Here is a 21842-nt window from a genome sequence, read left to right as displayed (position 1 = left end):
CTGATGTGGCATCAGCCATGGGAGGGTCTCCTGATGAAAGGTTGGTCTTCAGCAACCAAACCTTCCCATCAGGGGGCCATTCCCGCCAACACAGACACCTCTCCCGCGTCAGCGGCTTCGTTCAATCCCGTGATTGATGACACCGCCTAGCCATCATAGAACACAGCCACCTTTCCTAATGAGGTAGAATCAATCGCCGCGCTCAATGGTGATTTCAATCTTCTGATAGTCGCCCAAAATTTCTGGCTTGCGTACCGGGTTCTTAGTTCGGACGGGCGCAGCGAGGTCAACATCATGACCAAAGAGCCAGAATTCGTACTGACCGTGATCCGTCCAGACTATCATGCTCCTGGACCAACATCTTTCACTCCCATCCTTTCGTCTTCCAACTGAAACACCACGAACCATATGAAACCGCATGATTTCCTGATCTGCCACGACCACCCCTTGCATGGGCATTTCGCCGAACCCAGCGTCGAGAGCAATTTGGTCGTTTCCAAGTTCTGGATGCCAGACTATACTAATTTGGATGATTTCCCGAAACTTCGCGAAACGAATGAGAACGCAATGTCGCATGACCCGCACCGCGGCAACTCCATGTAAACATGAAATACAAATAGGCCTCTTGCCAAGGTTCCGGAGACTCTCCCGCAACTCCCAAGCATGCGCCCTTAAATCACGCATCTCAACCTTCAGCACCGCAAGTTCGTCGAAGGGATAGGTCTCTCTGATTTTGTTGATCGCTGCCCGACCGATTCCCGGGATCTTCAGGACATCACGATCACGCAGAAGTCGAATTTCGTCGGGTGCCAAGAGGCCATTCTCAGCCATCACCTTGTCTACAACTGTCTTAAGAGATCGATCCATCTCATGCTCCTTATCCTCGTGTGACCCAAATAGGATAAGCTGCGAGGAACTGAAATCCAGCAAGTGACTGTCTGCATTGTGCAAATAGCCAAGCGACAACGCGAGTCACCTTACACCAAGGAACCTTTCACCATAGATTCGACCTCCACGTGTCACGAAAGCGCCGGGAGGCCCCGCCACCTGATCTCTCGCAGTCAGATGCGGACCAAGCTGGGCGAGGATCCGAAAAACCCGCGCCTGATCAAGACGATCTATGGCGCGGGCTATATCTTTCTGGCCGGGACCGGGTGAGATCGAAACCTGCACCCCTCGACGACGGTGAGCCGGATTTGCAGTCCGACGGAAATCCCGCGCTTATGGGCGCCCTGCCCCGCTATGCCACTGCTTTCATCGGCTTGCCGGCCACATAGGTCTGCGCGACCGCGCGGTCGTCGCCCATGATCTGCAGGATGAACAACTCCTCGGCCAGGGTCTCGGCGCGTTCGGCGCGCAGCGCCATGGTCGAGGTCGCGTTCACGTCCAGCACCACCAGATCGGCGGCCGAACCCGGTGCCAGCGTGCCGATCTCGTCCTCCATGCCGAGAGCCAGCGCGTTGCCGCGCGTGGCCCAGTGGAAGGCCGTCAACGGATGCAGCTTCTGGTCGCGCAGCTGCAGGATCTTGTAACCCTCGTTCAGGGTCTGCAGCATCGAATAGCTGGTGCCGCCGCCGACATCGGTGGCGATGCCGCTGACGATTCCCGCCTTGCGCAGCCCCGCCTCGTCGAACAGGCCCGAGCCGAGGAACAGGTTCGAGGTCGGGCAGAACACCGCGCGGCTGCCGGTTTCGGCCATGCGCGCGATCTCACGGTCGCGCAGATGGATGCAATGCCCCAGCAGCAGCTTGTCGGACAGAAGCCCGTAGGTTTCGTAAATGTCCAGATAGTCCCGCGCCTTGGGGTACAGGCTCAGCGTGAATTCGATCTCGTCGAGATTCTCGCTCATATGCGTCTGGATCGCGCAGTCGGGGAATTCGCCGACCAGCGCGCCGGTGGCCTCCATCTGCTCGGGGCTGGAGGTGATGGCAAAGCGCGGGGTGATCGCATAGCGCTGGCGGCCGCGGCCGTGCCATTTCTCCAGCAGCCGCTTGCTGTCGTCATAGCCCTGCTGCGGCGTGTCCTGAACCTCGGGGATGGCGTTGCGGTCCATCATCACCTTGCCGGCGATCATCGCCATGTCGCGCGCCTCGGCGGCACTGAACAGCGCCTCGGCCGAGGTCGCATGGACCGAGCAGAAGGCGACCGCCGAAGTGGTGCCATGCATGGTCAACTGATCGAGGAACAGCCCGGCCATGCGGGTGGCGTGACCCTCGTCGGCAAAGCGCGATTCTTCGGGGAAGGTATAGGTGTTCAGCCAGTCCAGAAGCTGCGCGCCCCAGCTGCCGATCACCTGCACCTGCGGGAAATGGATATGCGGGTCGATGAAGCCCGGCAGGATCAGGTTCGGGCGGTGGTCGATCTCGGCCAGGCCGGGTTTCGCCAGCGCGGCATAGTCGTCTACGGCGACGATCCTGCCATTCTCGATCAGGATGGCGCCGTCTTCCAGATAGCGGTGATTGTCCTCGGTCTCCGCCGGATCGGCGTGGAAATCGAGGATCCGGCCGCGGATCAGTTGCTGCATTGGTGGTCCTGAGTTTCTGCGAATTCGGTCAGCCGCGTCATCAGTTCGGCGGCGGTGAAAGCGGCGATGACCGCCGGACGTTTGTCAGAGGAAAACCCCGCGCCAATCGGGGAGGTCAACGGCGCGGGGTCGATGCCGCGTTCGCGCGCGAAGCGGGTGAACTGCACGCGTTTCGTGCGGCTTCCGATCATGCCCACATAGGCAAGATCGTCTCGGTTCAGCGCCTCGGCGGCCAGAAGGAAGTCCAGCGCGTGATCATGGGTGACAATGACCACGGCACTTCCCGGCCGGGCGGCGCGAATTTCTGCCTCGGGCAGGGGCGTGAGGCGGGTGTCAAGGCCGGGGGCGGCCAGGGCGATCTCCTCGGCCCGTGAATCGATCAGGAGGGCATTGACCGGCAAGGGTTGCAGCGCCAGCGCCAGCGCCCGGCCGACATGGCCCGCGCCGAAGATCAGCACGTCCGGGTATGCCTCGGGCGTCGGGCCCTGCCGGTCCAGCGCCAGAAGGACACGCCCACCGCAGCACTGGCCGATCTCGGGGCCCAGCGGGATGTTCATCTCGGCCTCGGCCTCGCCCGTGTTCAGCATCTGCCGCGCCCGGTCGATGGCCATGTATTCAAGCTGGCCACCGCCGATGGTGCCTTCGATGCGATCCGCGGTCACGAACATCTCGGTCCCGGCATCACGCGGGGTCGAACCCCGCGCCGATATGACCCGGACCCGGATCATCCCTGCAGCCGCCTGACGGCCATCAGCACGCATTCCGGCGTGGCAGGAGCATCGAGCCGCGCGGGTTCGCGGTAATCGGTCAGCGAGGCCACGGCCATGTTGATCGCCTCGAAGACCGAGATGCCAAGGTTGAAGGGCGGCTCGCCCACGGCCTTCGACCGCTTGATGCTGCGCTCGGCGTTTTCCGACCAGTCGGCCAGCTTCACGTTGAAGATGCGCGGCTTGTCCGAGGCCAGCGGGATCTTGTAGGTCGAGGGCGCATGCGTGCGCAGCTGACCCTTCTTGTCCCACCACAGCTCTTCGCAGGTCAGCCAGCCGGTGCCCTGCACGAAGGCGCCCTCAACCTGGCCCTTGTCCAGCGCCGGGTTCAGCGAGCGGCCGACATCATGCAGCACGTCGGCGCGGTCGATGACATATTCGCCGGTCAGCGTATCGACCGAAACCTCGGCCACGGCCGCGCCATAGGCGTAGTAGTAGAACGGCCGCCCGCGCCCGGTGGGCCGGTCCCAGTGGATTTTCGGCGTCTTGTAGAAACCCGCCGCCGACAGCTGGATCCGTGCGGCATAGGCCGAGGCGATCACCTCGTTGAAGGGAATGTCGGTCTCGCCCGCGCGGACATGGCCGGGGACGAACTTCACCTCGTCGCGCGGCGCCTGCCAGCGTTCGGCGACGAAATCGATCAGCCGCGCCTTGATCTGCTCGGCCGCGTCCAGCGCCGCCATGCCGTTCAGGTCGGTCCCCGACGAGGCCGCGGTGGCCGAGGTGTTCGGCACCTTCTCGGTCGTCGTCTTGGTGATCTTGATGCGGCTGATGTCGCACTGGAAGGCCTCGGCCACGACCTGCGCGATCTTGGTGTTCAGCCCCTGCCCCATCTCGGTGCCGCCATGGTTCAGCGAGATCGAGCCGTCGGTATAGATATGGATCAGCGAGCCGGCCTGGTTGAAATGCGTGGCGGTGAAGCTGATGCCGAACTTGACCGGGACGATGGCGATGCCCTTGCGGATCACCCCGCCTTCCCTAGCGGCGCGGGCGTTCCAGTCCAGCACCGCCTGACGGCGGGCGTGATAGTCGCTGCTGGCTTCGATCTCCTCGAAGATCTGCGGCATGATCTGGTCGTTGACCTCCTGATGATAGGGGGTCAGCTGGCCGTTCTGGTAGAGGTTCAGCTTGCGGATCTCCAGGGGATCGCGGCCAAGCGCATAGGCCACTTCCTCGATCATCCGTTCCGCCGCCACGATGCCCTGCGGGCCGCCGAAACCGCGGAAGGCGGTGTTGCTGACGGTGTTGGTGCGCATCGGGTGGCTGTGCAGTTCCACATCCGGGTAGTAATAGGCGTTGTCGGCATGGAACAGCGCCCGGTCGGTGACCGCGCCCGAGAGGTCGGCCGAAAAGCCGCAGCGGGCATACCAGTCGCCGCGCACGGCAAGGATCCTGCCGTCATCGTCAAAGCCGATCTCGTAATCGATCACGAAATCATGGCGCTTGCCGGTCGCCGACATGTCGTCGTCACGGTCGGGACGGATCTTCACCGCCCGGTTCCATTTCTTCGCCGCCACCGCCGCGACGGCGGCGAACAGGCTCATCTGCGATTCCTTGCCGCCGAAGCCGCCGCCCATGCGGCGCACGTTGACCACGACCGAATGGTTGGCCACGCCCAGGACATGGGCCACCATGTGCTGCGCCTCGCTGGGGTGCTGGGTCGAGACGTTGATGATCACATCCTCGTCCTCGCCCGGCACCGCCATGGCGATCTGGCCTTCCAGGTAGAAGTGGTCCTGACCTCCGACGCTCATCCGCCCCTTGATCCGGCGTGGCGAGGCGGCCAGCCCCTTGGCGGCATCGCCCCGGCGCAACGTCAGCGGGTCGGTCACATAGCCAAAGCCCGCATCACGCGCCTCGATCGGCGCCAGTGCATGCGGCCGCGCCTCGTATTCGATCTTTGCCTTGGTGGCGGCACGGCGGGCCAGATCGCGGGTCTCGGCGACCACCGCGAAGATCGGCTGGCCCCAGAATTTCACCTCGCCCTCGGCGAAGACCGGATCGTCATGCTTGCCGGTCGGCGACACGTCGTTATGGCCCGGAATATCCTCGGCGGTCAGCACCCCGACCACGCCGGGCGCGCTGCGCACGGCATCCAGATCCATGCTGACGATCCTGCCATTGGCGCAGGTCGAAAGGCCCAGATAGGCATGCAGCAGCCCGTAGGGCTCGGCCAGGTCGTCGGTATATTCGGCGCGGCCCTGCACCTGCTTGATGGCGCTGTCGTGGATGGTTTCGGTATGGGCAACGCCCTTGATGATGGTCTCGTCCTTCATGGTCATGCTCCCACCGCATAGTTCAGCCGCACCGGCAGGCCGGTTTCCGTCTGTTCCAGCCAGAAGCGGCGGAACAGGTTTGCTGTCACCGCGCTGCGGTATTCGGCGCTGGCCCGCCAGTCGCTGAGCGGCTGGAAATCCTCGCCCACGGCCTTCGCGGCCGCGTCGAAGCTGGCGGCGGCGAAGGGCTGGCCCTGCAATGCCGCCTCGGCCCTGTCCGCGCGTTTCGGGATCCCGGCCATGCCGCCGAAGGCCACGCGGGCATCGGTGATGATACCATTTTCAACCGTCAGGCAAAAACCGGCGGCGACGGCGGTGATGTCGCTGTGCCGGCGCTTGCTGATCTTGTAGGCCGCGACCAGCGCGTCCGAGCGGATCGGGATGATCACCTCTTCGACGAATTCGCCCGGCTTGCGGTCCTGCTTGCCGTATTCGATGAAATAGTCCTGCAACTCGACCTCGCGTCGCGCGGCGCCCTTGCGCAGCACGATCCGCGCGCCAAGCGCGATCAGCAGCGGCGGTGTGTCGCCGATGGGCGAGCCATTGGCGATATTGGCACCGACCGTGCCCATGTTGCGCACCTGCCAGCCACCGATGCAGCGCCAGTAATCCAGCGCCGCCGGGATATGTTCGGCGATCAGCGGCTCGGCCTCGGAATAGGTCACGCCGGCGCCCAGGCGGATCTCGCCGCCTTCGACCTTCATGTCCTTCATCAGATGGCCGATGAACACCGCCGGAGAGATGTTGCGCAGGAACTTCGTCACCCACAGCCCGACATCGGTGGCGCCGGCCACGATCGTCGCCTTGGGATGATCTTCCAGCACGGCGGCCAGATCGTCGGTATCGGCGGGGATGATCGAGACATCGCTGCCCCTGACCAGTTCGACCCGCTGGCCCGACATGGCCCGCAGCCTGACCGCAACCGCACCACGTTCCCGGGTCAGCGCATCCTGCGCCTGCCCGCCCGCACGGCCCGCGGCCAGCGCCGCGTTCACGATCGGCTCATAGCCGGTGCAGCGGCACAGGTTGCCTTGCAGTGCGTTCTCGATCTCGGTCACGCCGGCATCCGGATTGCTCATCCACAGGCCGTAGAGTGCCATGACGATGCCGGGCGTGCAGAAGCCGCACTGGCTGCCGTGATGCTCGACCATCGCGGCTTGCAGCGGATGCAGCCCGCCATCCGGGCCTTCCAGATGCTCGATGGTGACGATATGGCAGGCGTTGCAGGAGGCCATGAAGCGGATGCAGGCGTTGATCGGCTCATAGACCATTCCGGTCTCGGTCAGCTTGCCCAGCATCACCGTGCAGGCGCCGCAATCACCCTCGGCACACCCCTCCTTGGTCCCGATCAGGCGGCGCTCGATGCGCAGAAAATCCAGCAGCGTGTCGGAGGCTCCGACATCCGTCAGGCAAATCTCGCGGTCGTTCAGCAGAAAGCGTAGCTCGGATGTCATCAGGTTCCCCATCCCAATTTGGCTGATTAACAGCTTACGCCCGAAAAAAACGTTGCGTAATCCGTGGCAACCCGGAAGACTTTCCATGAAACGTTGAAAGCGGGCCGCCATCATGTCCTATCTCGAAAGCCTCCGCGTCTTTGTCCGAATCGTCGAACTGGGGTCGATCACTTCGGGGGGGCGCGATCTGCGGCTGTCCCCCGCCGTCGCCTCGAACCGGATCAAGGATCTTGAAAATCGCTTCGGAGTCAGGTTGTTGAACCGCACCACCCGCAAGCTGACCCCGACCGAGATCGGCCGCGCCTTCTATGATCATGCCCGCCGCGTCATCGACACGCTGGACGAGGCCGAGGCCGTGGTCAGCAGCTTTTCCGGCAAGCCGCAGGGAGTGGTGCGGCTGACCGCGCCCCTGGGGCTGGGCCGGCGCCTGATCGCGCCGCTGATTCCCCCGTTCTGCGCGGATAATCCCGGCGTCGATTTCCGCCTGCGGTTGTCGGATCGCAACGTGAACATCATCGAGGATGCCATCGACCTGGCCTTCTTCCTTGGCGAACCCACCGATTCCGCGCTGAAATGGAGAAAGATCGCGGATTGCCCCCGCCTGCTGGTCGCCTCGCCCGAATATCTGGCCGCACATGGCACCCCCGCCCGACCCGATGAGCTGATCGATCACAACTGCCTGCTGCTGCGCTATCCGCGCAGCCCGGAATATTTCTGGGTGCTGCAGACCGATGAGGGACCGCGCAAGATGATGGTCGGCGGACGCTTCGATACAGACGACGGCGACGTGCTGACCAACTGGGCGCTGGCGGGCTATGGCATCGCCAACCGGCCGGCCTACGAGGTCGCCGCCGACCTGAAGACCGGGCGGCTGGTGCATGTTCTGCCCGACACGCCGCCCCTGCCCTCGCAATTCGGCTGCCTGACCCCGCATCGCCGGCTTCAGGATCCGAAGGTGCGCATGTTCGCGGATTACGCGGTGCGCGAACTCAAGAAGATGTTCTGACGCGCAGACCCGCCCCTGCGCATGGTGCGCCCCGCGCCACCGGCGGCAGGGTCACCAAAAATGAAAAGGCCCCGCAAATGCGGGGCCAGAACATCCGGTCAGGTCCAGTGGCTCAGTTCGAGGCCAGATCGGCCCCGCCCGCAGAGCGGTACCAGCGGATCACTTGGGCGCGCTCCTCGGGCTCCATGAAGCTGACATTGGCCGGAGGCATCGCATCGGTCAGGCCCGCCTGGATATAGATCTCGCGCGCCGCACGGGCGATGTCCGCGGGGGTCTCGAGAAAGACCCCCTTCGGCGCGTGATAGATGCCCTCATAGGCGGTTTCGCGGGCGTGGCACATCGAGCAGCGGCCCATGATGATGTCGCTGACATCCTCGAACCCTTCGGCCTCGGCATAGCGCTGCTCGACCGGGGTCAGGGCGCGCGCCTCGGATTCCTCGTAGGTGTCCTGATTGAGCCCCATCGAGCTGAGCCACATCACCCCGATGAACAGCGCCGCCGTCACCGCCCAGGTCCACCACAGGTCACCCTTGCGGGCATGCATGGTGTTGAAGAAGTGGCGAATGGTGACACCCATCAGGAAGATCAGCGCGGCGATCAGCCAGTTGTATTCGCTGGCGAAGGCAAGCGGGTAATGGTTCGACAGCATCAGGAACACGACCGGCAGGGTCAGGTAGTTGTTATGCGTCGAACGCAGCTTGGCGATCTTGCCGTATTTCGGGTCGGCCTCGCGCCCGGCCTTCAGATCGGCAACCACGATGCGCTGGTTCGGCATGATCACGAAGAACACGTTCGCGGTCATGATCGTCGCCGTGAAGGCACCCAGATGCAGCAGCGCGGCGCGTCCGGTGAAGACCTGGTTATAGCCCCAGCCCATGATGACCAGCGCCACGAACAGCAGCAGCATCAGCACGGTCGGCGTCTCGCCCAGCTTGGACTTGCACAGGTTGTCATAGATCAGCCAGCCGATGGTCAGCGAGCCGGCCGAGATCAGGATCGCCTGCCACGGGGCAAGCTCCATCTTGGCCATGTCGATCAGATAGAGGTTCGCCCCGGCCCAGTAGGTCACCATCAGCAGCGCGGCGCCGCTGATCCAGGTCATGTAGCTTTCCCATTTGAACCAGGTCAGGTGGTCAGGCATCCGTTCCGGCGCGACCAGATATTTCTGGATATGGTAGAAGCCGCCGCCATGGACCTGCCATTCCTCGCCATGCGCGCCTTTCGGCAGGCCGGGCACCTTGACCAGACCGAGGTCGAGGGCGACGAAGTAGAAGGACGAGCCGATCCAGGCGATCGCGGTGATGACATGGGTCCAGCGGACCGCGAAGGCCAGCCATTCCCAGATGACAACAAAATCAGGTATCATCGCTCAACTCCCCCGATAGGTCGAATAGCTGAACGGCGAGATCAGCAGCGGCACATGATAGTGGTCCTGCTGCGACATGCCGAAGCGAAGCGGGATCACGTCCAGAAAGCGCGGGCTTTCGGCAGCGACGCCGGTCGCGTCCATCCAGGCACCGGCATGGAATTCCAGCTCGTAGACTCCGGTCGCAAATTCGCTCTCCGGCAGAATCTGCCGATCGGTGCGCCCGTCATCATTGGTGCGCATCCTTGCAAGCTCGGTCCGCTGTCCGTTCTCAAGCCGGAACAGCACGATCTCCATGCCCTGGGCGGGCGTTCCCCGCGCCGTATCCAGAACATGGGTGGTCAGATAACCTGGCATCAGCCCCCTCCGTAATTCTCTCTGTTTCATTGATAACCGATCCGTGTGCCTGTGCGGAGACAGCCCGTAAGCAAGGCAGTCTAAAGATTCTCTTTAAAATCCGCGACGGAACAGAACCGCCATGCCGTTCCCCGCGTCAGGTGGCAGGGACATGGGAAAGACCGTAAGGGCGGCCCGAAGCCGCCCTTGCGTTTGCTCAGTGATCGGCCAGCTTGCCGGCCTCGCGCAGCTCATCCTCGTCGATATGCGGCGCACCGTTGTAGAAGACGTTCAGCGTCACGGCGCTGAGCGCGGCCAGCAGGATGCCGGAATGGATCAGCGGCTCGATCGAATGCGGCAGCCATTGCTTGAAGTCCGGCGCCACCAGCGGGATCATCGCCATACCGGTCGAGATCGCGATGATGAACAGGTTGTGACGGTTGCCGGCGAAATCCACGCGGCTGAGGATCCGCACGCCGGTCGCCGCGACCATGCCGAACATCACCAGACCGGCACCACCCAGAACCACGGTCGGCAGAGCCTCGACCAGCGCCCCCATCTTCGGGATCAGGCCCAGCACGATCATGATGACGCCGCCTGCGACACAGACAAATCGAGAGCGCACACCGGTCACCCCGACCAGCCCGACGTTCTGCGAGAACGAGCTGTAGGGGAAGGTGTTGAACAAACCACCCAGCATCGTGCCCAGACCATCGGCGCGCAGGCCGGCGGCAAGGGATTTCTGGTCGATCGGTTTGCCGCACATCTCGGACAGGGCCAGGAACATCCCGGTCGATTCGATCATCACCACGATCATCACCAGGACAAGCGTCAGGATCATGACCGGATCAAAGGTCGGCATGCCGAAATGCAAGGGCGTGATCAGCGCGAACCAGCCGGCCTCGTTCACCTTCTCGAAATGCATCAGGCCCAGAGCCGCCGCGGCCAGACCGCCCACCGCGATACCGACCAGCACGGCGATATTCGACAGGAAGCCCTTGGCATAGCGCGACACCAGCAGGATCGTCACCAGCACCAGCCCCGCGATCATGAAATTCTGCCCGGAAGCATAGAGCGGGTTAGGAACCGTCGGCGCAAGACGAACGCTTTCGGGCACTCCGCCGGCCGTGATCGCACCCTGCAGCCATTCCTGCGCTGCCGGATCGACCAGCCTGGGTGCCGTCGGACCGACCTGGAGGCCGAAGATCCAGTTGATACCGATGGGCATCAGGCTGATCCCGATCGCCAGAATGATCGTTCCCGTCACCACCGGCGGGAAAAACCGCAGCATGCGGCTGACCAGAGGCGCCATCAGAATGGCGATAAAGCCCGCGGCAATGATCGCGCCGAACAGCGCCCGTGCGCCATCCATTCCGGGGTTCTGACCCGCAATTGCCGCCATCGGACCGACCGCGGCGAAGGTCACGCCCATCATCACCGGCAGCTTGATGCCGAAATACTGGGTCATGCCAAAGCTCTGGATCACCGTGACGACACCACAGACGAACAGATCGGCCGAGATCAGAAAGGCGACTTCTTCGGGCTGCAACCCGAGGGCGCGGCCAATGATCAGCGGCACCGCGATGGCACCGGCATACATGACCAGAACATGCTGGAAACCCAGCGTAACTAACTTGCCCGTCGTCATACGGTCATCGACCGGATGAACGCCTCCTGCGTGACCGGTGTTCAGACTTGCGTCGGACATTGCGGACCTCCCTTCCACGGATGTCAGTAAGTTTTCAGATCTCGACCTCGACGGCCTTCCCCTGCTGTTTCGCCAGTTCGACCACCGCGCCCGCGACCGCCAGGTCCTGCAGTCCGACCCCGGTTCCGTCGAAGATGGTGATTTCGGCGCTGCCGCGCCCCTCGTGATCGCCGGTGATGACCCGGCCGATGGGCGTGACGTCGTCTTCCGAGACCAGGCCCTTGGCTGTCACGTGCTGGAACTCGCCGATGCTGACGGACTGGGCCACCTCATCGGTGAACAGCCGCGCGCGGGCGACCAGCGCCGAGTCAAGTTCCTGCTTGCCCTTGGTGTCGGTGCCCATCGCGGCGATATGCGTCGGACCCGTCACATGGCCGTCCAGCAGCAGCGGCTCGAAGGCCGAGGTGATCGAGATGATCACATCGGATTCCGCACCCAGCCGATCGCGCTCGACCGCCTCGAAGGGCAGGCCCAGCTCTGCTGCGGTATCGGCCAGCCGGCCCAGCATCTCGGGATGCGGGTTCCAGCCAAGAACCTTCTCGAAATTGGCCACCCGAGCCGCGGCCTTCATCTGGAAGGCCGACTGGTGACCGGCGCCGATCATGCCCAGCACCTTGGCGCCCTTGGGCGCAAGATGCTTGATCGAGACGGCGCTGGCCGCGGCTGTCCGCAGCGCGGTCAGCAGGTTGCCCCCGACGGCAGCCGCGACGCGGCCGGTATCGGGATCGAACAGGAACACCGTGGACTGGTGATTGATCAGCCCGTGCTTCTGGTTGTTCGGCCAGTAACCCCCGGCCTTCAGCCCGAGGTTCAGGGCGGCCTTGTCGAACCCGCCCTTGAAACCATAGAGCGCGTCCTCGTAGCCGATGGCCTCGCGCACGACCGGGAAGTTGTAGGCATCCCCCGATGCCATCGAGGCGAAAACCGCCTCGACCGCATCGAAAGCCGCATCGGGCGTCACCAGCCCGGCGATTTCCTTTTCAGCGACGACCCACATCAATAGGCCTTCCCGCGTGCCGAAACCGGCCACAGCGTCTCGACCTTGCCGTTGCGAACGCCGACATACCAGTCGTGGACGTTGCAGGTCGGATCGCAATGACCCGGCACCAGCTTCAGCTTCTCGTTGACCTTCAGGACGCCGTTCGGGTCATCGACCACGCCGTGCTCGTCGCTGCACTTGATGTATTTCACATCGTCGCGGCCATAGATGAAGGGCAGGCCGCTATCGACCGACTGCGCCTTCAGCCCGGCATCGACCACCGCCAGATTCGGCTTGGCATGGCTCATGACGCTGGTCAGGATGAACAGCGCGTTCTCCCATTCGCCCTTGTCGATGCGCTTGCCGTCCTTGTCGTGGATACGGCCGTAATCGGCATCCATGAACGCATAGGAGCCGCACTGCAATTCGTTGTAAACGCCCGAATTGCTTTCAAAGTAATAAGAGCCGGTGCCGCCGCCCGACACCAGTTCCGGCGCAAGCCCGATGGCCTTCAGCCCCTCGACCGCGTCAGTCACCTGGGCGATGGCGGCGTCCAGCTTGGCCTGACGGTCCTCATAGCTGTCCATGTGCTGCATGGCGCCCTGATAGGCCTGGATGCCGGTGAATTTCAGCCCCGGCGCCGCATCGACAGCCTTGGCGATCGCCAGCACCTCGGGCGTGGTCTTCACGCCGCAGCGGCCGGCGCCGCAGTCGATTTCCACGAAGACGCCAAGTTCGGTGCCGTGCTTCTGCGCCGCCGCCGACAGGTCGGCCACGTTCGCCACGTCATCGACGCAGACGATGATATTGCTGCCCAGCTTGGGCAGCTGCGCCAGACGGTCGATCTTCAGCGGGTCGCGGACCTGGTTCGAAACCAGCACGTCCTTGATGCCGCCGCGCACGAAAACCTCGGCCTCGCTGACCTTCTGGCAGCAGACGCCGATGGCGCCGCCCAGCTTTTCCTGCAGCTTCAGCACGTCAACGGACTTGTGCATCTTGCCATGGGCGCGGTGACGCATGCCATGCGCCTTGGCGTAATCGCCCATCTTCTTGATGTTGCGCTCGAGCGCGTCCAGATCGAGGATCAGGCAGGGCGTCTGGATATCCTTCTCGTCCATGCCCGGCAGCGCGGGCACGTCAAAGCCGACCTCAAGTCCGTCGAAATTGGCGGGTGCGTTCATGATGGCTCTCCTCAGGTCCAGGGCAGCTTGTCGAGATCGACATTGCCGCCGGTGATGATGATGCCGACACGCTTGCCGGCGAAGACGTCACGGTTCTTCAGGATGGTCGCCAGCGGCACGGCGCTGGACGGCTCCATGACGACCCGAAGGTGCTTCCAGGTCAGTTTCATCGCCTCGATGATCTCGGGGTCCGAGGCCGTCAGGATATCCGAGACATGGTTCTTGACGAAATGCCAGGTCAGGTCCTTCAGCGGCACCAGCAGCCCGTCGGCGATGGTCTTGGGCGCATCATCGGCGATGATGTGACCGGCCTTGAAGCTGCGATAGGCGTCGTCGGCCTGTTCCGGCTCGGCCGCGATCACCCTCGTCTCGGGGGCCAGCGTGGACAGCGTCAGGCAGGTGCCCGAGATCATCCCGCCACCGCCGATCGGCGCCACCACCATGTCCAGCCCGTCGGTCTGCTCGACCAGTTCCTTCGAGCAGGTCCCCTGCCCCGCGATCACCCGCGGGTCGTTATAGGGATGGATGAAATCGCCGCCCGTCGCCGCCTGAACCTTGGCGAAGGTCTCTTCGCGCGACGAGGTCGAGGGCTCGCATTCGGTGATCTTGCCGCCATAGCGGCGCACCGTGTCCTTCTTGGCCTGCGGCGCGGTGCGCGGCATCACCACGTTGCACGGAATGCCGCGCAGCATCGCCGCATAGCTGAGGCAGGATGCGTGGTTGCCCGAGGAATGGGTCGCCACGCCCTTGGCGGCCTGTGCCTCGTCCAGCCCGAACACCGCATTGGTGGCACCGCGGACCTTGAAGGCCCCCGGCTCCTGAAAGTTTTCGCACTTGAAGAACAGCTGCGCGCCGGTCAGCTCGTTCAGGTAGTCCGACACCCGGACCGGCGTGCGCCGGATATGCGGCTTGATCCGCTCATGCGCGGCCAGCATGTCCTCATAGCTGGGAATGATCATGTCACCGTCCTTCATCACGCGGCGGCCTTGTTCGCGGCCGGGATGCTTTGGCGGTAATGTTCCTGCGCGGCGGCGACGCCGCTGCCAAGCTGGACCTTCAGCCCCAGATCGGCCATGACCATCTCGGCCGTGGCGATGCCCGACAGGGCCAGCACATCGCTCAGCATGCCCAGGTGGCCGATGCGGAACACCTTGCCGGCGACATCGCCAAGCCCGGTGCCGAAGGCGACGCCATAGGCGTTCAGCGCGTGGCCGACGATCTTGTTGGCGTCAAAGCCTTCCGGCACGCGGATGGCGCTGACGCTGTCGGAATACAGCTCCGGCCGGGTGGCGCAGAGGCTCAGCCCCCAGGCGGCGACCGCCCTGCGCACGCCCTCGGCGATGCGGTTGTGGCGGGCAAAGACATTCTCCAGCCCCTCGTCCAGCAGCATCTGGCAGGACAGGTTCAGACCGTTCAGCAGGCCGACCGGCGGCGTGTAGGGGTAGCCGTTATTGGCATAGCCCTTGGCCATGTCGCGGATGTCGAAGAAGGTGCGCGACAGCTTGGCGGCCTCGACCGCGTCCATCGCCTTCGGCGAGAAGCCGACGATGGCCAGGCCGGGCGGCAGCATGAAGCCCTTCTGGCTGCCGGTGACGGCAACATCGACGCCCCATTCGTCCATGCGGAAGTCGTAGCAGGCGATCGAGCTGACGCCATCGACGAACAGCAGCGCCGGGTGCTTTGCATTGTCCAGCGCGCGGCGGACCGCGGCGATGTCGGATTTCACGCCGGTCGCGGTCTCGTTATGCGTGGCCAGGACGACCTTGATCTCATGCGCCTTGTCGGCGGTCAGGATCTCTTCGAACTTGTCGGCCGGGACGCCTTCGCCCCATTCCTGCATGACGACCTGAACGTCCAGACCGTGACGCTGGCACATGTCGATCCAGCGGTGGCTGAACATGCCGTTGCGGGTGGCCAGAACCTTGTCGCCGGGCGACAGGGTATTGGTGATCGCGGTTTCCCAGCCGCCGGTGCCGGTCGACGGGAAGGCGAAGACCTTGCCGGTTTCTGTCTTCAGGACCTTCTTGACACCCTCAAGCGCGGGATGAAGGATCTTGCCGAAAACCGGGCTGCGGTGATCGATCGTGGGCATGTCCACGGCCTTGCGCAGCACTTCGGGAAGATTGGTGGGACCGGGAATGAAAACGGGATTTTGGCTTGTCATGGCGATTCCTCCTGCCGTTCAGTTGACAGTACAGGCTCTTGCATCGTACTACAATTTTTCTGGAAAAATTTTTTGACGTGCGAAAATAGTTGGTATAATCAAATAATATCATACGGTTGCATTTTTCCACTGATCGGCGTCGATTTTCTCGGATATCAAAAGGTATTCTATACAAGGGGGAGGGAATGGCCGAACCAAGTCGCAAACGGGGCCGTCCACGCAGCGTTCCCGACACTTCCGGAACGATCCAGGCGCTGGACCGGGCTCTGGACATCCTGGAACTGCTGGCCGGCCATACCGGGCTGACGCTGTCCGAGGTGGCCGAGAAGATGGATCAGTCGCCATCGACCGTGCACCGGGTGCTGCACACGCTGGCCGCGCGCGGCATTGCCGAAAGCGATCAGGCGACGCAGGCCTGGTATATAGGTCCGGCGACCTTCCGGCTGGGCTCGGCCTTCATGCGCCGCTCGGGCATCGTGGAACGCGCGCGCCCGGTGCTGCGCGCGCTGATGGAACATTCCGGCGAGACCGCAAATCTCGGCATCCTGAACGGTCAGGCGGTGCTGTTCGTCAGCCAGTCCGAGACCCAGCAGACCATCCGCGCCTTCTTTCCGCCCGGCACCCGCTCGCCGCTGCATGCCTCGGGGATCGGCAAGGCGCTTCTGGCCTTCGGACGGCCCGAGATCCTGCGCGAGCTTCTGGAAGGGCCGGAGCTGACCCGATACACCGAAAAGACCCTGACCACCTTCGAGCAGCTGCACGAAGACATGGCGCGCACCCGTGCCCGCGGCTTTTCCTTCGACGACGAGGAGCGCACCCGCGGTATGCGCTGCATCGCCGCGCCGGTCTTCGATCTGTCCGGCGAAGCCGTGGCGGGTGTCAGCGTCAGCGGTCCGACCCACCGGATCGGGCAGGAACATGTGAAGACACTGGGCGCGGCCGTAGCCGAAGCCGCCGCGGAGCTGACAAAGGCATTGGGTGGCTGAGGGTTTTCCCGCGGCGGCCACATATTCCGGAACCCGGCCCCTTCCGCCGCTTTGTCCTCCACGCTCGCACGCGATAGGCTGCGGGCGGAAAGCCCGCCAAAACTGGGCCGGAACGAGAAACAGGCCAAAACCATGACACCGACCCGCCGCCAGATCCTGCTTGCCGCCCTGACGCTGGGCCCGGCGCTGCAGATCCCGCGCGCCGCCATCGCCGAAACCCGCATCCTGAGCGGCACCGTCACCTATCGCGAACGACGCGCCCTCCCGCCCGGCGCCACCGTCACGGTGCAGATCGAGGACGTGTCCCGGGCGGACGCCCGCGCGCAGGTCATCGGCGAGACCAGCCTTGCCGCCGATGGTTCGGTTCCCTTCGCCTATCGCATCAGCTACGACCCCGCGGATATCCTGCCGGGCCACAGCTATGCCATGCGGGCGCAGATCACTCTGGGCGAGAGGCTGCTGTTCATCAATACGACCCGTCATTCCGTCTTCGCGGACGGGCCCGACATGACCGACATCCTCGTCGAACAGGTCGCCCGCCCCAGGGCCACGCCCGCGCCGACAGGCCAGTGGCTGGCCGAGGACATCCTGGGCGGCGGCGTCATCGACAACGCCCGCACCGTTCTGGAGATTGCCGATGATGGCGCCGTTGGCGGCTCGGGCGGCTGCAACCGGTTCAGCGGCACCGCGACGATCTCGGGCGATACCATCCGCTTTGCCCAGCTTGCCGCGACCACGAGGGCCTGCATCCCCGCCCTCATGGAGCAGGAGCAAAGGTTCTTCCGGGCCCTCGACGCGGCGCGCGGCTGGCGGATCGACGCCGAACGGGACAAGCTGGTGCTGCTGGACAAGGACGGCCAGACACTGATCCTGCTCGCCCGGGACTAGGCGGCAACCGCACCCCGCACCATCCGGGGGCGCGGCGTTTCAGGTCGCCGGCGCGCCCTCGTCGCCAAGCGGCGTGAAATCCGCCGTCCGCGCCAGCGGCGACATCAGCAGCGGCACCAGCAGCAGCGCGGCAAGTCCCAGATAGATTGACGAGAAACTCATCCTCTCGGCCAACCAGCCAATGCTGCCCGGGGCCAGAAGGATGCCCGAATAGCCCATCGTGGTGACCACCGACAGCCCGACGCCGCTGGCCAGCCCCGGCACGTTTCCGGCCGCCGAAAAGGCGATCGGCACCATATTGGCGATGCCGATACCGGCCAGGCCGAAGCCGAGGATCGCCGTCGCCGGACTGGAGGCCAGCCCGGCAGCGCCCAGCCCCATGATCGCGATCAGCGCGCTGAGCCGCAGCGTGCTGACCGCGCCCAGACGATGCCGCAACGCGTCGCCCAGAAACCGCATGACCGCCATCGTGCCCGCGCAGGCGGCAAAGCCCCAGCCCGCCACCGCCAGCGAAGCCCCCATCTCGCGCTGCAGATAGACCGCGGCCCAGTCGAGGATCGCGCCTTCGGGAATCATCGAACACAGCGCCATCAGCCCGATCACATAGGGCAGCGGCGTGCGCGGCAACCGCAAGGGCACCTGCGCGCCGTCCCTTGCCGCCGGCGCATCGCGCAGGACCCGCGGCAGAACCACCGCCAGCCCCGCCGCCACCACCAGGGTCACCGCCAGCGCATGCCCGACCTCGCCCAGCCAGGTGATGCCCATGCCGCCCAGTCCCGCGCCGACCAGCCCGCCAAGGCTCCAGAACCCGTGGCACGAGGACATGATCGCCCGCCTTCGGGCACGCTCGACCGCCACGGCATTGGCGTTCATCGCGACGTCCATGCCGCCGATGGTGCCGCCGAACAGGAACACCGCCGCGATCACGGTCCAGAGCGAGGGCGCCAGCGAGATCAGCAGCAGCGTCGGCATCATCGCCCATGCCGCCAGCCGCACCGCATGGGCCGAGCCGCGCCGCGCAGTCAGCGCCCCGAAGACCGGCATGATGGTGATCGAGCCAAGCCCGAGCACCAGAACGATCAGCCCCGCCACCGCCTCGGAGATATCCAGCCGCTGCATCAGCGCCGGCAGTTTCGGCGCCCAGCTGCCAACCATCAGCCCGTTCAGCAGGAACAGGCCCGAAACCGCCCGCCGCGTCCCGGTCTGCACGGTCATCGCGCCCTACAGCATCGAGGGCACGACCAGATCGGGCGGTCGGTGCCCGTCGGCGAAGGTCTTGATATTTATGATGACCTTCTCGCCCATCTCGTTGCGGCCCTCGACCGTGGCGCTGCCCATATGCGGCAGCAGCACGACATTCGGCAGTTCGCGCAGGCGCGGGTTGATCTCGTGCCCATGCTCGAACACGTCGAGCCCCGCGCCCGCGATCTCGCCCGAGCGCAGCATGCGGGTCAGCGCGTTCTCGTCGATCACCTCGCCGCGCGAGGTGTTCACCACCACGGCGGTCGGTTTCAGCAGCTTCAGCCGCCGCGCATTCAGCAGATGGAAGGTCGAGGGCGTATGCGGCGCGTTCACGCTGATGATATCCATGCGCGCCAGCATCTGGTCGAGGCTTTCCCAATAGGTCGCCTGCAGTTCCTCCTCGACCTCGGGGCGCAGCCGCTTGCGGTTGTGGTAATGGACCTGCATGCCAAAGACATTGGCCCGGCGCGCCACCGCCTGCCCGATCCTGCCCATGCCAAGGATCCCCAGCCGCCGCCCGCCGACGCGCCCGCCCAGATGCGAGGTCGGTGCCCAGCCGCCCCAGCGGCCGGCCTGCATCTCGGCCAGCCCCTCGGGGATGCGTCGCGTCACCGCCAGGATCAGCGCCATGGCCATGTCGGCGGTGTCCTCGGTCGCCACGCCGGGGGTGTTCGATATCAGGACGCCGCGCTGGCGCGCCGACAGCACGTCGATATGGTCCACCCCGGCGCCGTAATTGGCGATCAGCTTCAGCCGCTCGCCCGCCTGGGCCAGCATATTGGCATCGATATGGTCGGTCACCGTCGGCACCAGGACGTCGCTGTTCTGCATCAGCGTCACCAGCTCGTCCCGGCTCAGCCTGCGGTCGTCCTCGCGCAACGAGACGTCGAACAACTCCTTCATCCGGGTCTCGACCGGTTCGGGCAACCGGCGGGTGACCGAGACACGCAGCTTCTGACGCGGGGGCTGAGTGCTGTGCATGGAAACCTCACTTTCTCGAAGTCATGTCGGTGGCGCCCTTCCAAAGCCGGACGGCTTTTGGCAAACTGCCCCCGTTGCGGGGCGGGCACAAGACCCCACGAGGTCACCTTGGGTCGGACGTCCATTATGGGAGCGGCAAGCCGGGGAACCTTGGACAGGGCGAATGCGGGGCAGCCCCGGCCGGGGCCAGGCAGGAACGGAAGTCATATGAGTACAAGGGCGTTTTGGGTAGTCCGCACCGCGAGTGGCGCGGCGCGAGCGGGTCTGGTTCTGGCGGCGCTGCTGCTGTCGCCCGCCGGCGCCGGCCCCCGCGAAGGCGGCGCCGCGACCACCGGGGCTGGCGTCGATCGACTGATCCTCGCCCAGGCCGCATCCCCCGCCGACGCCCAGGGCGCCCACGACCAGACCGAGGCCGGGTCCGGGCAGCGCGGCGCGGTCACCAATCTGCCCCTGCCCCGCTATGTCAGCCTCAAGGGCAACGAGGGCAACGCCCGCCGCGGCCCCAGCCTGTCGCACCGGATCGACTGGGTGTTCCGCCATGCCGGGATGCCCTTGCGGGTGGTCGCCGAATTCGGCCATTGGCGCCGTGTCGAGGACAAGGACGGGGCCGGCGGCTGGGTGCATTACGCGCTGCTGTCCGGGGTGCGCACGGCGCTGGTCACCGAAGACATGCTTGCACTGCGCGCGCGCCCCAATCCCGATGCCGATATCGTCGCGCAGGCGGAATCGGGCGCCATAGTCCGGCTGGGCGAATGCAACAGAACCTGGTGCCAGATCTCGGGCGGCGGCCAGCGCGGCTGGGTTCCCAAGACCGCAATCTGGGGCGTCGATCCCGACGAAATCCGCGACTGAGCCCGTCCGGCAGGACGCCGACCGCAAGGTCGGCTCCCCCTTCTCGCCTCCAGGGCCGTCAAGCCGCCCGATCAGGCCGCATCGGAAACCGGGGACTGGCTCGCTGCAGCCGGGGCGTCGGCAGGTCAGGCCAGTCCGCGCCCCTTCAGCAGCGCCTCCACGCCCGGCATCCGGCCACGGTACCTCATCCACAGCTCATCCGCGGGCGCCGATCCGCCGCGCGACAGGATCCTTCCATCCGTCTCGCCGTGACCGGATCGAAGATCTCGCCGGCCTTCCAGGTGACCTGCCCCTTTGCGCCCCGAAGGTCGGCCCCTGAAAAAATCACATGCGGCGGTCAACCACGCGATTGCCGAAGTCGGTGTTGATGATGCTGAACACGCTGCCGCCGCCGAACAATGCCTTCACATAGGCGGTCGCGTCCATATCGCTGCCGTTCTGCTCATGAAGGGTGACATTGCCATCGTCATCGACCGACAGCAGCTTGCCATATCTTGCGTGGCTGAGCTCGAACATGCCGAGGCGTGGCCGTCCGCTGTCGTCGCGCTCAACGATATTGCCGCTGATCCTGAAATCGCGCTCCAGCATGGCCGCAGTGACATTTACGCGGCCATTCACCATCGCCTGATACATGTTCTCTCGTGCGACGACATGGTTGACAACGCCCAGAAGATCGGGCGCGGCTCCGTCGCGGACGGACTCGGCGGAGGCAATGTTACCGAGTGAAGCCGAGACCGCACCCGCAGCCCGGATAACATAGTCAACCGATTGGACTGCGCGGGACAAGGCAGAACTCCGGCTGTCGAAATCCTGCGCGCGGGTCTTGGCGACCGCTGCACGGGCGGCGGCGAGAGGGTCGGCCACGCCTTCCTCGCGAAAGCCCCTGAGAGCTTTCAGCACATCGGCCACTTCGTCGAGGGCTGCACCTGCCTCGGCATCCGTCATGTAGTCTCGGCCAGACGCGGCAAATTTCTCATAGGGGCACCTCGAAAAATTGCTCTGACTGTGCCGCCTGTGTAGGAAGCGGGTGGTATTCGGCTGCTGGAGCGTGATGATGGTGCAGCTGGGTTTCTTTGATCTTTCAGACCGCTACGCGAGCCTGGACGCCAAGAAGGACCCTCTTGTCGAGATC

19 protein-coding genes and 1 pseudogene are annotated in these 21842 nt (G+C 64.7%); 5 read left to right on the top strand and 15 right to left on the bottom strand.

Going from position 1 to position 21842, the window contains the following annotated elements; genetic code table 11:
• Nucleotides 1-189: 189 nt before the first annotated feature.
• A complete protein-coding gene (locus KNW02_RS18160; RefSeq protein ID WP_216034632.1) occupies nt 190-867 on the bottom strand; it encodes a hypothetical protein in 678 nt (225 codons plus the stop codon).
• Between the two features lie 192 nt (nt 868-1059).
• On the opposite strand from KNW02_RS18160, the pseudogene KNW02_RS18155 reads away from it, so the two are divergent.
• Nucleotides 1060-1158: pseudogene (locus KNW02_RS18155) on the top strand (winged helix-turn-helix domain-containing protein); the annotation flags it as partial.
• A gap of 82 nt (nt 1159-1240) precedes the next feature.
• Here KNW02_RS18155 and guaD read toward each other — a convergent pair.
• The 4 genes from guaD to xdhA are packed head-to-tail and all read right to left on the bottom strand — an operon-like array spanning nt 1241 to nt 7021.
• Complete coding sequence (gene guaD, locus KNW02_RS18150) at nt 1241-2524, bottom strand: guanine deaminase (protein ID WP_216034631.1); 1284 nt, start codon at nt 2522-2524, stop codon at nt 1241-1243.
• Nucleotides 2512-3252 carry a xanthine dehydrogenase accessory protein XdhC gene (gene xdhC / locus KNW02_RS18145; protein ID WP_216034630.1) on the bottom strand — a complete coding sequence of 247 codons (741 nt, stop codon included), beginning with the start codon at nt 3250-3252 and terminating at the stop codon, nt 2512-2514. Before xdhC ends, guaD begins: the two co-directional genes overlap by 13 nt.
• Nucleotides 3249-5567, bottom strand: a complete 2319-nt coding sequence (gene xdhB / locus KNW02_RS18140; protein ID WP_216034629.1) for a xanthine dehydrogenase molybdopterin binding subunit — start codon at nt 5565-5567, stop codon at nt 3249-3251. Before xdhB ends, xdhC begins: the two co-directional genes overlap by 4 nt.
• A 2-nt stretch (nt 5568-5569) precedes the next feature.
• Entirely contained in the window at nt 5570-7021 is a 1452-nt protein-coding gene (xdhA, locus tag KNW02_RS18135) for a xanthine dehydrogenase small subunit (RefSeq protein WP_216034628.1), read from the bottom strand.
• Nucleotides 7022-7133: 112 nt separating this feature from the next.
• Between xdhA and KNW02_RS18130 the strand changes: the two genes are divergently transcribed.
• The gene (locus tag KNW02_RS18130) at nt 7134-8027 is read left to right on the top strand and encodes a LysR family transcriptional regulator (RefSeq protein WP_216034627.1); all 894 of its coding nucleotides are present in this window, start codon (nt 7134-7136) and stop codon (nt 8025-8027) included.
• Between the two features lie 112 nt (nt 8028-8139).
• Here KNW02_RS18130 and KNW02_RS18125 read toward each other — a convergent pair whose 3' ends face one another.
• From KNW02_RS18125 to bhcA, 7 genes are all read right to left on the bottom strand, one after another.
• On the bottom strand, nt 8140-9390 hold the full coding sequence (locus KNW02_RS18125; protein ID WP_216034634.1) for a urate hydroxylase PuuD: 1251 nt from the start codon (nt 9388-9390) through the stop codon (nt 8140-8142).
• A gap of 6 nt (nt 9391-9396) precedes the next feature.
• Entirely contained in the window at nt 9397-9750 is a 354-nt protein-coding gene (gene uraH / locus KNW02_RS18120; RefSeq protein WP_216034626.1) for a hydroxyisourate hydrolase, read from the bottom strand.
• Between the two features lie 196 nt (nt 9751-9946).
• On the bottom strand, nt 9947-11437 hold the full coding sequence (locus tag KNW02_RS18115; protein ID WP_216034625.1) for a nucleobase:cation symporter-2 family protein: 1491 nt from the start codon (nt 11435-11437) through the stop codon (nt 9947-9949).
• Nucleotides 11438-11471: 34 nt separating this feature from the next.
• Nucleotides 11472-12434 carry an iminosuccinate reductase BhcD gene (bhcD, locus tag KNW02_RS18110; protein WP_216034624.1) on the bottom strand — a complete coding sequence of 321 codons (963 nt, stop codon included), beginning with the start codon at nt 12432-12434 and terminating at the stop codon, nt 11472-11474.
• Nucleotides 12434-13597, bottom strand: coding sequence for a 3-hydroxy-D-aspartate aldolase BhcC (gene bhcC / locus KNW02_RS18105; protein WP_216034623.1), 1164 nt, complete (start codon nt 13595-13597; stop codon nt 12434-12436). Before bhcC ends, bhcD begins: the two co-directional genes overlap by 1 nt.
• Nucleotides 13598-13608: 11 nt before the next feature.
• On the bottom strand, nt 13609-14571 hold the full coding sequence (gene bhcB, locus KNW02_RS18100; protein ID WP_216034622.1) for a beta-hydroxyaspartate dehydratase BhcB: 963 nt from the start codon (nt 14569-14571) through the stop codon (nt 13609-13611).
• A complete protein-coding gene (gene bhcA, locus KNW02_RS18095) occupies nt 14571-15761 on the bottom strand; it encodes an L-aspartate--glyoxylate aminotransferase BhcA (protein ID WP_216034621.1) in 1191 nt (396 codons plus the stop codon). The genes bhcB and bhcA overlap by 1 nt, the downstream gene beginning before the upstream one ends.
• Nucleotides 15762-15946: 185 nt before the next feature.
• Between bhcA and bhcR the strand changes: the two genes are divergently transcribed.
• Together bhcR and KNW02_RS18085 are read left to right on the top strand one after the other, a co-directional pair.
• Entirely contained in the window at nt 15947-16747 is an 801-nt protein-coding gene (gene bhcR / locus KNW02_RS18090; protein ID WP_216034620.1) for an HTH-type transcriptional regulator BhcR, read from the top strand.
• Nucleotides 16748-16879: 132 nt separating this feature from the next.
• Nucleotides 16880-17635 (top strand): YbaY family lipoprotein, encoded by a 756-nt coding sequence (locus KNW02_RS18085; protein ID WP_216034619.1) that lies wholly within the window; start codon nt 16880-16882, stop codon nt 17633-17635.
• A 39-nt stretch (nt 17636-17674) separates the two neighbouring features.
• Here KNW02_RS18085 and KNW02_RS18080 read toward each other — a convergent pair whose 3' ends face one another.
• Nucleotides 17675-18850 carry an MFS transporter gene (locus tag KNW02_RS18080; RefSeq protein ID WP_216034618.1) on the bottom strand — a complete coding sequence of 392 codons (1176 nt, stop codon included), beginning with the start codon at nt 18848-18850 and terminating at the stop codon, nt 17675-17677.
• A 6-nt stretch (nt 18851-18856) separates the two neighbouring features.
• Complete coding sequence (locus KNW02_RS18075; protein WP_216034617.1) at nt 18857-19858, bottom strand: 2-hydroxyacid dehydrogenase; 1002 nt, start codon at nt 19856-19858, stop codon at nt 18857-18859.
• 207 nt (nt 19859-20065) lie between these two features.
• On the opposite strand from KNW02_RS18075, the gene KNW02_RS18070 reads away from it, so the two are divergent.
• A complete protein-coding gene (locus KNW02_RS18070) occupies nt 20066-20710 on the top strand; it encodes an SH3 domain-containing protein (RefSeq protein ID WP_252734081.1) in 645 nt (214 codons plus the stop codon).
• 324 nt (nt 20711-21034) lie between these two features.
• On the opposite strand, the gene KNW02_RS18065 is transcribed toward KNW02_RS18070, so the two are convergent.
• The gene (locus KNW02_RS18065) at nt 21035-21655 is read right to left on the bottom strand and encodes a hypothetical protein (protein ID WP_216034616.1); all 621 of its coding nucleotides are present in this window, start codon (nt 21653-21655) and stop codon (nt 21035-21037) included.
• Nucleotides 21656-21842: the final 187 nt, after the last annotated feature.

It is taken from the genome of Paracoccus marinaquae (assembly GCF_018860165.1).
In the GTDB taxonomy this organism is placed as follows: Bacteria; Pseudomonadota; Alphaproteobacteria; order Rhodobacterales; family Rhodobacteraceae; genus Paracoccus; species Paracoccus marinaquae.
Note: the sequence above shows the minus strand (reverse complement) of the source record. Positions and strands in the feature narration are given on the sequence as shown.

Excerpts from the sequence above, each read along its gene's own strand:
- KNW02_RS18160 (WP_216034632.1), bottom strand. The coding sequence starts at position 867 with ATGGATCGATCTCTTAAGACAGTTGTAGACAAGGTGATGGCTGAGAAT.
- guaD (WP_216034631.1), bottom strand. The coding sequence starts at position 2,524 with ATGCAGCAACTGATCCGCGGCCGGATCCTCGATTTCCACGCCGATCCG.
- xdhC (WP_216034630.1), bottom strand. The coding sequence starts at position 3,252 with ATGATCCGGGTCCGGGTCATATCGGCGCGGGGTTCGACCCCGCGTGAT.
- xdhB (WP_216034629.1), bottom strand. The coding sequence starts at position 5,567 with ATGAAGGACGAGACCATCATCAAGGGCGTTGCCCATACCGAAACCATC.
- xdhA (WP_216034628.1), bottom strand. The coding sequence starts at position 7,021 with ATGACATCCGAGCTACGCTTTCTGCTGAACGACCGCGAGATTTGCCTG.
- KNW02_RS18130 (WP_216034627.1), top strand. The coding sequence starts at position 7,134 with ATGTCCTATCTCGAAAGCCTCCGCGTCTTTGTCCGAATCGTCGAACTG.
- uraH (WP_216034626.1), bottom strand. The coding sequence starts at position 9,750 with ATGCCAGGTTATCTGACCACCCATGTTCTGGATACGGCGCGGGGAACG.
- KNW02_RS18115 (WP_216034625.1), bottom strand. The coding sequence starts at position 11,437 with ATGTCCGACGCAAGTCTGAACACCGGTCACGCAGGAGGCGTTCATCCG.
- bhcD (WP_216034624.1), bottom strand. The coding sequence starts at position 12,434 with ATGTGGGTCGTCGCTGAAAAGGAAATCGCCGGGCTGGTGACGCCCGAT.
- bhcC (WP_216034623.1), bottom strand. The coding sequence starts at position 13,597 with ATGAACGCACCCGCCAATTTCGACGGACTTGAGGTCGGCTTTGACGTG.
- bhcB (WP_216034622.1), bottom strand. The coding sequence starts at position 14,571 with ATGAAGGACGGTGACATGATCATTCCCAGCTATGAGGACATGCTGGCC.
- bhcA (WP_216034621.1), bottom strand. The coding sequence starts at position 15,761 with ATGACAAGCCAAAATCCCGTTTTCATTCCCGGTCCCACCAATCTTCCC.
- bhcR (WP_216034620.1), top strand. The coding sequence starts at position 15,947 with ATGGCCGAACCAAGTCGCAAACGGGGCCGTCCACGCAGCGTTCCCGAC.
- KNW02_RS18085 (WP_216034619.1), top strand. The coding sequence starts at position 16,880 with ATGACACCGACCCGCCGCCAGATCCTGCTTGCCGCCCTGACGCTGGGC.
- KNW02_RS18080 (WP_216034618.1), bottom strand. The coding sequence starts at position 18,850 with ATGACCGTGCAGACCGGGACGCGGCGGGCGGTTTCGGGCCTGTTCCTG.
- KNW02_RS18075 (WP_216034617.1), bottom strand. The coding sequence starts at position 19,858 with ATGCACAGCACTCAGCCCCCGCGTCAGAAGCTGCGTGTCTCGGTCACC.
- KNW02_RS18070 (WP_252734081.1), top strand. The coding sequence starts at position 20,066 with ATGAGTACAAGGGCGTTTTGGGTAGTCCGCACCGCGAGTGGCGCGGCG.
- KNW02_RS18065 (WP_216034616.1), bottom strand. The coding sequence starts at position 21,655 with ATGACGGATGCCGAGGCAGGTGCAGCCCTCGACGAAGTGGCCGATGTG.